Source organism: Exiguobacterium sp. SH1S21, from assembly GCF_004337175.1.
Taxonomy (GTDB): Bacteria; Bacillota; Bacilli; order Exiguobacteriales; family Exiguobacteriaceae; genus Exiguobacterium; species Exiguobacterium aurantiacum_A.
The window spans coordinates 450,337-465,180 of the sequence record NZ_SJUY01000001.1; the positions used below are offsets into that span (position 1 = coordinate 450,337).

Genomic DNA, 14,844 nt, shown 5'->3' on the forward strand with positions numbered 1-14,844 from the left:
CTCCTCTGTTCGCTGTTGTGCACTGTGGGAAAAGTGACCCTGTGCAATTCGTTCCCATTATAACACACGTCAAAACTTGTGCCTATGCTATTCGCATATAGAAATGGCTCCACGCAAGCGTTTACATATGTCATCTTCGTGACGATTCACTGAATGTCGAGCACTTCTTTCACTTTCTCGATCATGCCATAAATATCGAACGGCTTCTCGAACTGAGCCGTGATCCCAAGGCGGCGCACTTCTTCGATTGTCGATTTTTCCCCAAATGCGGTCATGATCATGACCGGTGTGTCGATGTCGTTGTTCCGCATGTTCCGTAACACTTCATGCCCGAACATGCGCGGCATGTTCATATCGAGCAGCACCAAATCGTAAGTACTTTGTTCTAGCTGTTCCCAAGCGCTCAAGCCGTCCTGGGCCGTGTCGACCTCGATACCCAGATTTTTAAACACTTGGGCGAGCATCAAGCGAATTCCATCTTGGTCGTCTGCGATTAGCATGCGTGACATCTAGTTACCTTCTTTCCGTAGCTTCTATAACTTTGTGCGATAATATAACCATACCAAAATCGTTTTCGTTTGGCGACGCGTCATTTTCTAAAACAAGGAAACGAGGCTCATGTCCCCGCCTCCCCTGCTTGCTCCATTTTCAATTCAAAGGGAACGTCTCGTTCGTCGGCGATTTCATACGACGTCACCGTCCCTTCATCTTTCACGTACAATTGCAAAAAATCACCTTCTGCGAGCCGTGAGTCAGACGTGAATGTGAGCGAACGCTTTTTTCGTTCCTCATCATAGCCGATTGTCGTATACACATAGTCCGTCCCATCTCGCTCTGCCGTCTCTGCCTTCGGTATTTTCACATAATATGTATCCGCGAACAGACGGTCCAAATCGATGACGAACCATCCGGCAAAGACCGCGAGACAGACTGTGACGATGAGTACTCGGTTCCGTTGCATGGGCATCCCTCACTTCTATTGATCGCTATCTTCCAATACCATATCTGAGCGATTCCTAAACGCAACGCTTCTTGTTATACTCGACGTACAAGACATGATGGGAGACACGACATGAAGCATTTATTCGGATTTTTACTTTTTTTAGTGACGCTTGCCGGAGGTGTCGCCATCACGGCTGGGACGTTCGGAGAAGAGCCGGTCGCCGACGCGTATGAAGACGATATACCGCTCGCTACTTCAATAGATGCGGAATTAGAAGACGTGCCCGAGACGTTCAAACTCATCTCCGAGGTTTTCGACGAACCGATTTCAGCAAAAGACGTAAAGCGCATATATCTACTTGTCTCCAATCCAGATTTAGACGAGGCGACCGTGCATCCGCTCGGTGAACTAGAAGTCACGTATGACGGACAGCCGACAACGCTCATCGTCGAAGCGGAAGTGGATCGCGAGGACGGAACGTATATCGTCTTCTATTTTTCGGGCGACGAGGAGATGGTCTTCGCAATCGATGACCGGATCACAGCGTACTATGAAGAATTAGGCATATGAAAAGGAACTTCGCTCGCTTGAGCGAAGTTCCTTTTGGTATACGTTTAGTCGATCGTGACCGGGACAACGGCGAGTTCGATTTCTTTCTCGACTTCTTCCCTCTCCTCGGTGAGACGTGCATCCGACCATTTGAAGACATCGGCCATACAGCGCAAGACACCGTCTTTATAGTCTCTGACGAAGTCGATGTCGAAGAACATCGCCCCTGTCCGACGGACGAGGAAGTCGATGGCACGGACGACCGACTCTTCTTCGATGCCGTACATCAACTGCGCGTAGACGATCTCAGGCAGGTCATAAGCGTTCGTATCCATCCGCTCGACGACGCGATCGATGTTCGATCCGTAGAGACGGACTAACTGCTCCGCTTTCACGTCATCGAAACCAAGGTTTTTCAGCTCGTCTGTCTTCTTCGTCAAGAAGTCGTCAAAGCCGTTCGAACCGCCCACATGTCCACCCGACATCGGCATATGTTTCGTCCGCGAGGCGAGGAAGACGATGCCCTCTTCTTGTTTGAGTAGCTTCGCGACGAGATCGACGACCGTCTCAGACATCTTCCGGTAGCCTGTCAACTTACCGCCGGCGATTGTGATCAGGCCGCTGTCCGATTGCCAGATCTCATCTTTCCGTGAGATCTCGGACGGATCTTTGCCTTCCTCATAGATGAGCGGACGGATGCCGGCCCAGCTTGACTCGACGTCATCTTCCGTCAACGACACATCCGGGAACATATAGTGGATCGCGCCCAAGATATAGTCGCGGTCTTCTGTCGTCATGCGCGGATGCGCCTTATCCTTATCGAAGAACGTGTCAGTCGTCCCGACGTACGCTTTGCCGTCACGCGGGATGGCGAACACCATTCGACCATCTGGTGTATCGAAGTAAGTCGCTTGTTTGAGCGGGAACTTCGATTGATCGATGACGAGATGAATCCCTTTCGTCAGACGAAGCATCTTGCCTTTATTCGAGCCGTCCTGCTCACGGAGCACGTCGACCCATGGGCCGGTTGCGTTGATGACTTTTTTCGCATAAATTTCATACGTCTTCCCGTCGATTTGATCTTCGACGTTCACGCCGACGACTTTTCCCTGCTCGTATAGGAGACCGGTCACTTTCGAGTAGTTTAAGAGGAGTGCGCCATGGTTCGCCGCTTCTTTCGCGACTTCGATCGTCATGCGCGCATCGTCCGTCCGATACTCGACGTAATAACCGCCACCGACGAGCCCGTCTTTTTTGACGAGCGGTGACTTCTCGATCACTTCTTCCGGCTTCAACATCAAACGGCGCTCCGCTCGTTTGACGCCGGCCAAGAAGTCATACACCATCAGCCCGAGCGCTGTCGAGAGCGGTCCGAACGTGCCGCCTTTGTGCATCGGAAGCAGCATGCGCTCTGGCGTCGTGACGTGCGGTCCGTTCTCATAGACGATGGCGCGTTCTTTCCCGACCTCAGCGACGAGCGCGACTTCGAACTGTTTCAAATAGCGCAAGCCACCGTGGACAAGTTTCGTCGAGCGGCTCGATGTTCCGGCCGCGAAGTCTTGCATTTCAAGCACAGCCGTCTTCATTCCCCTTGAAGCGGCGTCGAGGGCGATCCCGGCACCGGTGATACCCCCACCGACGACGAGGATGTCATGACGCTCACTCGTCAATTGTTCGTATCGCTTGGCACGTTCTTTTGCTGAGAAGTTTCTGATTTCCATCTTATTCCCTCCTATAATGAATCCGGTTCGTATAAACAAAGAGACCACAACAAAACAAGGCTTCGCCCTCTATGTCGTGGTCTCTCTGTAATCTCCAACCGGTTATCAACTTTTCTCCTATATTATACCCTATTCTCAATTCTTCAACCATCGACCGGCTCACTAGACACGCAACCTGCCCGACCGAAAGCGTCACGCTCGCAATTTGAAATTCAGAAGACTAGACTTCAAAGTATCACTACAAAGGAGGAGTTTTCATGAAACGCATGTTACAATCTTTTCAATTTAAAAACGGCGTCGAGCTTCATAACCGGCTCGTCCTTGCGCCGATGACCCATTATTCGTCCGAGCCGACAGGTGAGGTTTCGGAGCACGAACTCGCCTACTATCGGAAGCGAGCGAAAAATGTCGGTCTCGCCATCACGGCGTGTGCCTATGTGACAGAAGACGGTAAAGGATTCCCGAACGCGTTTGGCGCGAGCGACGATCACTTCATCACCGGTCTCCGTCAACTCGCTGAAAGTTTGAAGGCGGAAGGTGCCAAAGCCGTTCTGCAAATCTTCCACGCTGGACGTATGTCTCCTCCAGAGCTCGTCCCGAACGAACAACCTGTGAGCGCAAGCGCGGTCGCACCCGTCCGTGAAGGTGCCGCCACACCGCGTGCCCTCGAGACAGAAGAAGTCGAGGCGATCATCGAAGCATTCGGTGAAGCGACACGCCGTGCCATCGAAGCCGGATTTGACGGCGTCGAGATTCACGGAGCGAACACGTACTTGATCCAGCAGTTCTTCTCACCGCACTCAAACCGCCGAGACGACCGCTTCGGAGGCGACGTACAGGCGCGTCTCACGTTCCCGCGTGAAGTCATCCGGTCTGTGAAAGCCGCGGCGAAAGACGCTGACGATTTCTTGATTGGCTACCGCTTCTCACCAGAAGAAGTCGAAGAGCCAGGTATCACGCTCGACGACACGGACGTATTGATCGACATGTTGCTCGAGGAAGGACTCGACTACCTTCACGCCTCGCTTTGGAACTTCAATATCGGTTCGATGCGCAACGAGAACGTGATGGAACGCTCGATCGACCGGATCGCGAAACGCATCAACGGTGCCGTCCCGCTCATCGGAGTCGGACAACTTCAGCGCCCAGGTCAAGTCGAAGACGCTTTGAACGTCATCGACCTGGCCGCGCTCGGCCGTGAACTCATCATCGACCCTGACTGGCTTGAAAAAGTGCAAACGGATCGTGAAGAGGAGATTGAAACGGCACTCGACTTGAACAAGCAAGCCGAACTCGCTGTCCCGGCCCCACTTTGGAACGCCATTACGACACGTGCCGGTTGGTTCCCAATCAAAGATGAAGCAGTAAAATAAGCAAGCTGTCCGCAGACATAAGTCTGCGGATTTTTTATTGCGTTCGGAGACGAGACCGGACTGTGACACAAATAAGTCTCTTCGGACACAATTCCGTCACATTTATCATCTTTTTCACCACTCCTTTCGTGTTGACCTAACTTTCCAACCATTCGCCCCATTCGTAAGCTAAGGACAGGAAGCGTTTCCTCATTGAGACCGCGGCGCGAGACCCATCATTCGTTCCGCCTGTCTGTTTGACCTTGTTTTGAAAGGGGCATATATATGACAAAAAAGCCGTTTGATCTCGATGTACACAACAAACAGCTTAATCAACATCACCAGCGCACAAAACAAGCGGCTGAAACGTATCGCAACAAAAGCAAAGAACTCGAACACCACCTCGAATCATCCACACGTTCCCGAGAAGAAGCACTCGCCAAAGAAATCGCCGAGCTGAAGCAGGCGACGATGCGAAATGCTCAACGAGACAAATGAACGATTCCCGATGGTACGATGAAAGAAGTGACTTGACCGGTGGAAAACAAAATCGAACGCCAATTTATGAACCACTTGCAGCGCGACAAAAACTTATTTGCTGACTTTCAGCTGCTCGATAACTTTTATGCGCTCGACCAACAGATTTTGAATGCGATCCGGAGCGCCCATCCGGTCCGGGCCGAGCAATTGCTTGAAACGTTGACGTTCGACCTTTTGAAACTTCCGGTCACGGATGAATATAGGAGTGTCCGCTTCTACTATCGCGGACTCGTCTATCACGTCATCCGCATGATTCCGGTCGACAACCCGAACGTCCAGACCGCGCTCACTTATACGAGTGCGCTCCTCATCTTGATCGACGAACTGACGACGACGCTCGACTTCATCGATGCCGTCCCGGTCATCGTCGATTCCTTGACGAAGATGATGGCTTTCTTGTCCCCACCCGTATCGACCAATCCGAACGTGACGACGATCATCTACTTAATCGAGGACCATCTGCAAGAACCGGCGTTATCGCTCCCTTGGATCGCCCAACGAATCGGTATGTCGAACAACTATCTGTCGGCTCTGTTCAAACAAGAAGTCGGGGAAAGTGTGCCAGAACGGATTCGCAGGCGACGGATTGATGCGTCGATCGCCGACCTGCTCGGTACGAATCTGCCGATCTGTGCCATCGGCAAAAAATACTGTTTTACCTCTTGCACGGCGTATATCACCACGTTCAAGACGTACAAGCAGATGACCCCGCTCCGATACCGCCAATTGTTTCTCACGTCTAAAAAGCGCGATGCCTCAACTTGAGACGTCGCGCTTTTGTTCGTCTTCCCATTCTTCCCGAAGCATGCCCATTCGAATCGAATCGTAGCGCTCGCCACGGACGACGCGGACGCGCCGCATCCGGCCTTCGAGCTGCATGCCGACCTTTTCAGCGACGCGCACCATGCGCTCGTTCCCTGACCACGTCGTCAATCCGACCCGAACCGTCGAGAGCGTGTTAAACAGATGGTCGATCCAAAGCTTGAGCGCCCTCGTCCCGACACCTTGATTCCAGCGGTCTGACTGATGAAGGATGATCCCGACTTCGAGCCATTGTTTCCCGGCGTCTTCATAATAGTAGGACACCGTACCGAATACCGTCCCATCGACTTCGACGACCCACATGTCGTCACGTCCGACATGGCGGTCCGCCTCCTCCTGATACGCATCATAGCTTTGCGCGCGATGTTCAAAATACGGTGCGTCCCACCGTTTCCATTCGGGCGTCGCTTCTTTGTAAATCAATTCCCATAACCGTCCCAAGTCGCGCGCCTCGATCGGTCGAATAACCAGTTTCTCATCTCGATACATAATCTCTTCCTCTCTGTATATGCTCCTCACTCATTCGAGACGTCAGTTCGAATTCCCTTTTCTACGTTTGCGCCAGACGAGCGCCAAGATGACGAGGATCAAACTCGCCGTCACCGAGACGACCGCGAACGGGCTCGTACCGGTCACAAACAATTCACCGAGCGTGACCGAATAAGCTAATCCGAACGACGTGACGAGCTTCGCTCCGGCTGCGATCATCACGAAACGTCCGAACGGTACACGGCTGAATCCGGCCGCCAAACAAATGACTTCGTCCGGTAAGATCGGGATGATGAACAAGACGAGCAAGACACCGAGACCGTACTTGCCGACATAACGGTCATACGTCGCGAGCTTATCCGCATCGATCAAGTGCATGACCCGCTCCCGTCCGAACCGCGCGAGCCCGTACATGACGAGGATGCCAAGCGTCGTCGCGACACTGCCGATCAAGGCCGCGCGCAACGGACCGAGGGCGACACTGCCGATCGGGACGCTGATCGCTTCCGGGACCGGCAACGCGATCGGTTGCAGGAAACTGAACGCGGCGAACACCCAGACCGCATGATTTTCATAACGTTCGAGCAAACGATCGAGCCCATACGTATCGTATAAGATGAGACCGAACGAGACGTAATAGATCAAGACAAATAATAAAAACAACGTGAATGTCACTTTCAACATCTGCTTCAAATAGACGCTCGACCCTTCACGGATCGACCGCAACAGACCGATCGATAGAGCCAACAGGACAACCCCGGTCCATCCGAGTTGATACGGCAATAAGAGTGTCGGCAGGACGACGAACGGCAATATGCTCAACGCGACTAATGCGACCCCATACCCCCAGTAAATCATGTTTCGTTCCCCCATGTGACATCGCCCTCTCCCCGTTCTACTCTTAGTTTACCCGGATTTAGGTGAACATGTATCCATCCTAAGCTGTTGAAGCGGTCAGTCTTTTGCCCGAGAAAAAAGGCCACGACCGAAAACGGTCGTGACCTCTCCCTCACTCTGCGAGTGCTGCTTGGATGAAATCGTGGAACAAGCGCTGCGGGCGCTCAGGACGTGAAATCAATTCTGGGTGGAACTGTGACGCGACGAACCACTTGTGTTCTGGAATCTCGATGATCTCGACGAGACGGCCGTCCGGGCTCGTCCCCGAGAACTTGAATCCTTCCGCTTCGAACGCTTCACGGTACTCGTTGTTGAACTCGTAGCGATGGCGATGACGCTCATAGACGAGCTCTTGGTTGTAAGCGGCGTGCGCTTTCGTGCCCGGCTCAAGCTTACAAGGGTAAAGGCCGAGGCGGAGCGTACCGCCGAGGTCCTCGATATCTTTTTGCTCAGGAAGAAGATCGATGATCGGGTAGTTCGTCGTCGGATCGATTTCCGCCGAATGGGCGCCGTCTAACTTCAAGACGTTACGGGCAAACTCAACCGTCGCGAGTTGCATCCCGAGACAGATTCCGAAGAACGGGACGTTGTTCTCACGCGCATAACGCGTCGCTTCAATCTTCCCTTCAATCCCACGCTCGCCGAAGCCGCCCGGGACGAGAATACCGTCGGCGTCGCCGAGAAGCGCCTCGACGTTTTCAGCCGTCACATCTTCTGCGTTGACCCAGTCGATGTCGATGTCGGCGTTGAACGCGTAACCGGCATGCTTGAGTGATTCGGCAACCGAGATATAGGCGTCGCGGAGTTCGACGTATTTTCCGACGAGTGCGATCTTCACTTTCTTCTCGAGGTGCGTGACCGTATGGACAAGGTTTTTCCAAGCCGTCATGTCAGCCGGTGGCGTGTTGAAGCCGAAGTAGTCGTTGACGAGCTGGTCCATGCCTTGTTTTTGAAGGTTGAGCGGCACTTCATACAACGTCGACGCGTCTTGTGCCTCGATGACCGCTTCTTTGCGCGTGTCGCAGAAGAGGGCAATCTTTTCACGCATGTCTTCCGGGATATCATACTCGGTACGGAGCACGATGATATCCGGCTGGATTCCGTAACTGCGGAGCTCTTTGACGCTGTGTTGTGTCGGTTTCGTCTTCATCTCGCCAGCTGCGCGAAGGTATGGGACGAGCGTACAGTGAACGTACATGACGTTCTCTTTGCCGATGTCGTTTTTCACTTGTCGAATGGCCTCAATGAACGGAAGCGACTCGATGTCCCCGACTGTTCCACCAATCTCTGTGATGACGACGTCCGCGTTCGTCTCGCGGCCGGCACGGAAGACGCGGTCTTTAATCTCGTTCGTGATATGCGGGATGACTTGGACCGTCCCCCCGTTATAGTCACCGCGACGTTCTTTTTTCAATACCGTCGAGTAGATGCGGCCTGATGTCACGTTCGCGTTTTGCGACAAGTTGATGTCGATGAAACGCTCGTAATGTCCGAGGTCAAGATCGGTCTCGGCGCCGTCGTCCGTGACGAACACCTCACCGTGCTGGTATGGGCTCATCGTCCCTGGGTCGATATTGATATATGGGTCAAACTTTTGAATCGTTACGTTCAGACCTCGGTTTTTAAGCAGACGTGCGAGCGAAGCGGCTGTGATCCCTTTACCGAGTGAAGATACTACCCCACCTGTTACGAAAATATACTTTGTCATCATCATTCTCCTCTCTTGAATACCCACATCGGGAAACGAAAAACAAAAAAAGCAAAAGTGCCCCCACTGACATGGGGGACACTTTTGCTGCATCGTACGTGCTAAACTAGCCCATGACTAATTTACGTCAGAGACGATGCAGTCGTCAAGTTATTATTTTTTTCTTGGTTCCGTGTGCCAAAAAAGAAAAAGAGACACGCCTAGCCGGGACAAATGCCCGGCTTTTTGCGGTCTCTTATAAGTCGTCCTCGTCTTCGAGGTCGAGGTCGTCGTCTAAGTCGTCGTCCTTGAACTCGTCAAGGTCTGGTACTTTTTCAGTTTCATCATCCGCATCAAATTCAGATGCATCGAAATCTTCACCTTTAGCAAAGACGTCAAGGTCGTCTTCGATGTCGACGATGCCTTCGTCCGTCTCATCGAGATCTTCCTCAAACTCGTCAAGCTCGCCGCGTTGGCGTGCCTCGATGACGAGATCTTCGTCTGACTTATCGAACGGATACCAAACACGAAGCGCCCAACGGTTAGCTCCCAAGTTGACGAATAGTCCGTCGATGTTCATGTCCGTGTAGAGTTGCGCGATTTTCTCGAGCTCTTCCTCTTCACTTGTGAACGTATAGTTTTGTCTGATCTGCTCGCGGATTTCATCAAATGAAACTGGTTGCTCCCCAGTCTTTTGAAGAATTTCGTAAACAAAATCGATCAACGATTTATTCATTAAAGGACACTCCTTTTCCGTCACTAGTTAAACATCACTCCTCATTATAAACAAAAGCAATATAAAAAAGCTAGAGGAAATTATTTCGGTTCCGCTTGATTTTTATTGACGCGTTGCCAATAGATTGTAATCAATCCAACGTTAAACAACCAAGTCAGACCGAGTACAACCATCATCCAGCCGCGAGGAATTTGAAACGACAGCTCGGCATTGACTGTCTGTCCAACGTAGAGACCATAGCTTAATATTCCGACCATCAAAGCGGAATAGGCGACGACCATGCCAAATCGTTTCCATAGTTGAAGCAGTAACGAAGCAAACTCTTTGTTGTCTCCATAGTATTCATATAAGTAGACGTGCCCGGCACTTGAGTACATCGTTTGGACGTAACCGCTCACGAACAGGACGGGAATGAACACGAGCGGTTCGATGAAACCTAAGAAAAACACCAGAGATGAGACGAACAGGACGAGATAAGGACGGCGAGCCAAGTCGAAAACGCGACTAATCAATACCCAACCGATCACCCCTGCAAAAAATGGGACAAATACATAGAAGAGGAGTACTTGAAACGAATATAGGGCGAGACTGACGAATACGGCACCGATCAATGTCCATCCCCCGAACAAGCCGACGACGAACGCAAGCAATTGGACTTGTCGCGTCCTAGTCGCGCTGACGTATGTTCTCGTCCGTTCTTGGAACAGAACCCAGCCCACATATCCTAGTAAAATGACCATCAATAAAAATAGTTCAATGTAGCCTCTCGTTCCTTCTAACAAACTAAGAAGACGGCTCACTAACGTAAATAATGTGACGGCGATGAAGGCGCCCACAAACTTTACCGTCGTCAATGTCCAAGTTGCCGTTTTTTGGAGTGGCAACTTTCTCACGAATAACCATGGCAGGACAAGGCTGACGAGGAATAAGATGACGGCCCCATTATAAGATTGGGTGAGCATGTATGAGAATGCGGCGATCCACGCAACGAGTGCCAATACGAGCGGCAATGAACTCCCTTTGTCCTCCGTCGGTTCTTTTGGTACAGACAGTTCACTCAGTTGGGACAAAATCGTCGTCATGATTGACCCGACCCCAATTGAGCCGACGCCGACTAAAAATGCACTCAACTCGATGCCCCATTCAAACGGCAACAAAAAACAGACCAGTCCGCCGACTAGTACCCACAAAGCAATCAAAAATGTCTGTTTCGATCCGAGACGACCGATGACATACACCCACAACAATAGCCCCGACATGCTCGCGACATAAAAAATCATGAATGGGATTAAACCCCCGATGCCTTCTTCTAATGCCATCACCGACAAATACAGGATTTGCGGGAGAATCTGGCTGCTGAGCGCACTGACAATCGTCAATAACACAATCATGTTTTTCACGAAGGACACCTCTTTCTTCGAAATGGTCGAAGTGGTCGAAACAGTCTCTCTTTCCTTCTTTCCCGATTTGGACAAAAAACAACTGACTCCTTCGCACATCAAGTTCTCAGTATTTTCACATTTTGACCGATATATGAGATGACGGCTTTTACTCGTACTAAGAAAAGGAGATTTTTGAATGACACTCTTCCGTAAATCGAAAAAAACTGATTATACCGCATCAATCGCTTTCCCTGACGCAGCGACCATCGCCCAACCGTCAGACACCCGTCTGAGTGGACGTGCGCATTATATGGGTTATACGTCGACTCAAGTCGAACGCCTTCAAGCGATGGCCCCACTCGTCGAATCCGTGCTTGATGACGTGTTAGAAAGCGTACTCGACCATTTGATGTTGCAGCCTGACATGGTCAAGATCGCCAACGCCTCATCGACGCGCGAGCGTTTGAAAAAAGTATTCGCCGACTACTTCCGCAGCTTGTTGACGGGTCGGATCGATGAGAAGTTTCTCGCCATGCGTAAACGCATGGGACAGACACACCATAATTTCTCGGTACCGGTCGTCTGGTTCCTCGCGACGTATTCTGCCTTCAACACGTTGCTCGTCCCGAAAATCGTCGAGCACTATCAACACGATCCGGCGGCGATGACCGAGTCACTCCTCGCGTTGTCACACGCAATGAATTTGGATGCTCAAATCGTGACCGAGCAGTACGTCGACGCCCGACTCGGTGAGATCGAATCGGCAAACGTGGCCCGGGCCGATTTGTTGACCGATATCGGTCGTGTCAGCACGGAAGTCGCGACGACGATGGAACGGACCGGCGCCGCCATGTCCGAGACGAGCGACCGGGCCCACCAAGTGTTGTCTGAAACCGAACAGACGGAGAAGATGAGCCGTCACTTGATGGAACTGACGCAAACGAACAGCAAACAGATCGAACAGATGGAGACCGAATTCACACAATCGGCGACATACGTCGACGCCTCGCTCGAGCGCATCACTGCCTTGAAAGACGGCTCGCAAGAAATCGTCAGCATGACCCGCAGCATCGAACAGATCGCCAACCAAACGAACTTGCTCGCGTTGAACGCGTCCATCGAGGCGGCCCGGGCCGGTGAGCACGGCAAAGGGTTCGCCGTCGTCGCGACCGAAGTCCGGACACTCGCCGAGAACGCCAAACAGCTCAGCAGCCAAATTAACGTACTCATCCACGAGAACGAGACGAACATCGCCGCCCTGCTCGACCAGATGGGACAAATGCATCGGACGAACGACGAGGCGATGCGTCAGTTGAATGCGGTCAAAGTCGGCTTCTCGACCGTGAAAGACGAGATGGGCAACTACGTTCTCTCATTCGAACGCAACAAGCAAGACCTCGGACAGATGGTCGAGACGATCTCAGCCATCAACGAGACGACGCAAGGACTGTCTCACCTCACGTCTTCACTGCTCACAAAATCCGAAATGTGAGTAAACGAAAGCCGGGCCTGGTCAACGACCAAGCCCGGCTTTGTTTCATTGTAAGATTGGTTCCGGTACTTCGATTGGCTTCAGTGAGCGATCGAGCAACTCGACGACGTCGAACGTTCCGACCGTCTCATCGACTTCTTTCGCTTTCGTACCGTCCGAGAGCATCGTCAAACAGTACGGACATGCCGAACCGATGACCGTCGGCTTCGTCTCGAGCAACTGCTCGGTCCGAGCGACGTTGACACGCGTCCCGACTTTCTCTTCTTGCCACATGAGTCCGCCACCGGCTCCACAACACATGCCGTTCTCGCGGTTTCGTTCTGCTTCGACGAGCTCGACCCCTGGAATTCGTTCAAGGACGAAACGCGGTGCGTCATAAATATTATTGTAGCGGCCGAGATAACACGAGTCGTGGTAGACAACGCGTTCGTTCACGGCGAAGTCCGGTTTGATCCGTCCTGTATCGAGCAGTTCGGCGAGCAGCTCGGTATGGTGGTACACTTTCACACCAGAAAGTCCGAAATCCGGATACTCGTTTTTGAACGTATTGTATGCGTGCGGGTCGACCGTGACGATTTTCGTGACCCCGTACTTCTCGAACAGTTTGATGTTCGCCTCGGCGAGTTCTTGGAACAACAGTTCGTTCCCGATGCGACGCGGCGTATCACCTGAGTTCTTCTCCTCGTTTCCGAGGATGGCGAACGAGACACCTGCTTTATTCAAGACGCTTGCGAAGCTTTGGGCGACTTTTTGGCTGCGGCTGTCGTAAGAGCCCATCGCCCCAACCCAGAAGAGAAATTCGAACTCTTCCCCAGCTTTCTTTTTCTCTTTGGCAGTCGGGATGACGAGTTCTTCCCGGTCTTTTCGCCAGTTCTCGCGCTCTTTCCGGTTCATCCCCCACGGGTTGCCTTGACGCTCGATGTTTGCGACCGTGCGTTGCGCCTCAGGGTCCATCTTCCCTTCCATCATGACGAGGTAACGGCGAAGATCGATGATTTTATCGACGTGCTCGTTCATGACCGGACATTGGTCTTCACAGTTTCGGCACGTCGTGCACGCCCAAATCTCTTCTTCCGTGATGACGTTGCCGATCAACTCATCGGCGACGAGCATGTGCCCGTTCTGGGCCGCGGCCGCGATCTCCGCACCTTGCGTGTTCTGGAACATAAGTGCCGGTGCCCACGGTGATTTCCGCGTGATGGCCGCCCCTTTCATGTTCATATGGTCACGCAGCTTGACGATGAGATCCATCGGCGACAGCATCTTGCCGGTACCGGTCGCCGGACAGACGTTCGTACAGCGCCCACACTCGACACAAGCGTACAAGTCGACGAGTTGCTTCTGGTTGAAGTCCTCGATTTTGTTGACACCGAAGACGACTTCTTCGTCCGACTCTTCCGCGTCTTCCATCGCTGAGAAATCGACCGGCGCGAGACGACCGACTTTGTGCGTCCGGCCGAGCCAGACGTTGAGCGTCCCAGCGATCAAGTGGGCGTGTTTGCCTTGCGGGATGTAGATCATGAAGCTGAGCAAGAACATGAGGTGCAGCCACCAGAAGACGACGAACAAGGCGAAAGCGACGCCCCCAGGTACCCAAGCGAACGCTGAACCGATCAGCGTCGCGACCGGTTCGCCCCACATCGGTAACTCTTCCTTATAAACGAGATAGAACCCGTTGCCGAACAAGACCGATACCATGAGCCCGCCGATGAAGATGAGGGCGAGGCCGGCCAAAAAATTCCGTTTCAAGCGCACGAGTTTCTCGACGTAACGGCGGTAGAATCCCCAAACGACCGCGACGAGAATCATGAGCATGACGATTTCTTGCATGAATGTGAAAATCGGATAGAGCGGACCGAGCGGCACATGCGGGAAACGGGTTCCGACGGCGAGCCCTTTCCAGATGAAGTCGATGGCCCCGAATTGGACGAGGATGAACCCATAGAACATCATGACGTGGATGATCCCGCTCTTCTTATCCTTCAGTAATTTCTTTTGACCGAACACGTTGATCATGACTTGTTCGAGCCGTTCCTTATTCGTTTGGCTCCATTCTGCCTTCTTCCCAAGCTTGATGAACGTATACCGCTGATACACGAGCGTCGCGAACAAATACAGTCCATAACCGAGAACGAGCAAGAATAGAATCCAGTTGACGATTAAAAATGTCGACATCCCCAAAACTCCCCCTTATGAAAACGGATTCAATCTTGAGTTCAGTATAACAAATAGTG

Annotated in this window: 14 protein-coding genes; 5 read left to right on the forward strand and 9 right to left on the reverse strand. The window is 52.2% G+C overall.

Annotated elements, in window-relative coordinates; genetic code table 11:
- Positions 1 to 146: 146 nt before the first annotated feature.
- Together EVJ24_RS02175 and EVJ24_RS02180 are read right to left on the reverse strand one after the other, a co-directional pair.
- Positions 147 to 509, reverse strand: coding sequence for a response regulator (locus tag EVJ24_RS02175; protein WP_236637524.1), 363 nt, complete (start codon positions 507 to 509; stop codon positions 147 to 149).
- Positions 510 to 616: 107 nt separating this feature from the next.
- Positions 617 to 961 carry a YxeA family protein gene (locus EVJ24_RS02180; RefSeq protein WP_161568725.1) on the reverse strand — a complete coding sequence of 115 codons (345 nt, stop codon included), beginning with the start codon at positions 959 to 961 and terminating at the stop codon, positions 617 to 619.
- Between the two features lie 111 nt (positions 962 to 1,072).
- On the opposite strand from EVJ24_RS02180, the gene EVJ24_RS02185 reads away from it, so the two are divergent.
- Complete coding sequence (locus tag EVJ24_RS02185) at positions 1,073 to 1,513, forward strand: hypothetical protein (RefSeq protein ID WP_131439198.1); 441 nt, start codon at positions 1,073 to 1,075, stop codon at positions 1,511 to 1,513.
- Positions 1,514 to 1,557: 44 nt separating this feature from the next.
- On the opposite strand, the gene EVJ24_RS02190 is transcribed toward EVJ24_RS02185, so the two are convergent.
- Positions 1,558 to 3,213, reverse strand: a complete 1,656-nt coding sequence (locus EVJ24_RS02190; RefSeq protein ID WP_131439200.1) for a glycerol-3-phosphate dehydrogenase/oxidase — start codon at positions 3,211 to 3,213, stop codon at positions 1,558 to 1,560.
- A 257-nt stretch (positions 3,214 to 3,470) separates the two neighbouring features.
- On the opposite strand from EVJ24_RS02190, the gene EVJ24_RS02195 reads away from it, so the two are divergent.
- From EVJ24_RS02195 to EVJ24_RS02205, 3 genes are all read left to right on the forward strand, one after another.
- Complete coding sequence (locus EVJ24_RS02195) at positions 3,471 to 4,586, forward strand: NADH-dependent flavin oxidoreductase (RefSeq protein ID WP_131439202.1); 1,116 nt, start codon at positions 3,471 to 3,473, stop codon at positions 4,584 to 4,586.
- Between the two features lie 264 nt (positions 4,587 to 4,850).
- Positions 4,851 to 5,063 carry a hypothetical protein gene (locus EVJ24_RS02200; RefSeq protein WP_070328215.1) on the forward strand — a complete coding sequence of 71 codons (213 nt, stop codon included), beginning with the start codon at positions 4,851 to 4,853 and terminating at the stop codon, positions 5,061 to 5,063.
- A 39-nt stretch (positions 5,064 to 5,102) separates the two neighbouring features.
- Entirely contained in the window at positions 5,103 to 5,870 is a 768-nt protein-coding gene (locus EVJ24_RS02205) for a helix-turn-helix transcriptional regulator (protein ID WP_131439204.1), read from the forward strand.
- Here EVJ24_RS02205 and EVJ24_RS02210 read toward each other — a convergent pair.
- From EVJ24_RS02210 to EVJ24_RS02230, 5 genes are all read right to left on the reverse strand, one after another.
- On the reverse strand, positions 5,862 to 6,416 hold the full coding sequence (locus tag EVJ24_RS02210; protein WP_131439206.1) for a GNAT family N-acetyltransferase: 555 nt from the start codon (positions 6,414 to 6,416) through the stop codon (positions 5,862 to 5,864). The two genes, EVJ24_RS02205 and EVJ24_RS02210, sit on opposite strands and share 9 nt — an antisense overlap.
- 42 nt (positions 6,417 to 6,458) lie before the next feature.
- Positions 6,459 to 7,274: a TVP38/TMEM64 family protein gene (locus tag EVJ24_RS02215; RefSeq protein ID WP_236637525.1), complete on the reverse strand. Its 816-nt coding sequence runs from the start codon at positions 7,272 to 7,274 to the stop codon at positions 6,459 to 6,461.
- A gap of 151 nt (positions 7,275 to 7,425) precedes the next feature.
- Positions 7,426 to 9,021, reverse strand: a complete 1,596-nt coding sequence (locus EVJ24_RS02220; RefSeq protein ID WP_131439214.1) for a CTP synthase — start codon at positions 9,019 to 9,021, stop codon at positions 7,426 to 7,428.
- Between the two features lie 235 nt (positions 9,022 to 9,256).
- Positions 9,257 to 9,736: a DNA-directed RNA polymerase subunit delta gene (gene rpoE / locus EVJ24_RS02225; RefSeq protein WP_070328219.1), complete on the reverse strand. Its 480-nt coding sequence runs from the start codon at positions 9,734 to 9,736 to the stop codon at positions 9,257 to 9,259.
- An 80-nt stretch (positions 9,737 to 9,816) separates the two neighbouring features.
- Positions 9,817 to 11,127 (reverse strand): hypothetical protein, encoded by a 1,311-nt coding sequence (locus EVJ24_RS02230; protein ID WP_084812983.1) that lies wholly within the window; start codon positions 11,125 to 11,127, stop codon positions 9,817 to 9,819.
- Positions 11,128 to 11,314: 187 nt separating this feature from the next.
- Here EVJ24_RS02230 and EVJ24_RS02235 point away from each other — a divergent pair, with 187 nt between their 5' ends.
- Positions 11,315 to 12,610, forward strand: coding sequence for a globin-coupled sensor protein (locus EVJ24_RS02235; protein ID WP_131439216.1), 1,296 nt, complete (start codon positions 11,315 to 11,317; stop codon positions 12,608 to 12,610).
- 45 nt (positions 12,611 to 12,655) lie between these two features.
- Here EVJ24_RS02235 and EVJ24_RS02240 read toward each other — a convergent pair whose 3' ends face one another.
- On the reverse strand, positions 12,656 to 14,785 hold the full coding sequence (locus EVJ24_RS02240; protein WP_131439218.1) for a (Fe-S)-binding protein: 2,130 nt from the start codon (positions 14,783 to 14,785) through the stop codon (positions 12,656 to 12,658).
- Between the last annotated feature and the right edge of the window lie 59 nt (positions 14,786 to 14,844).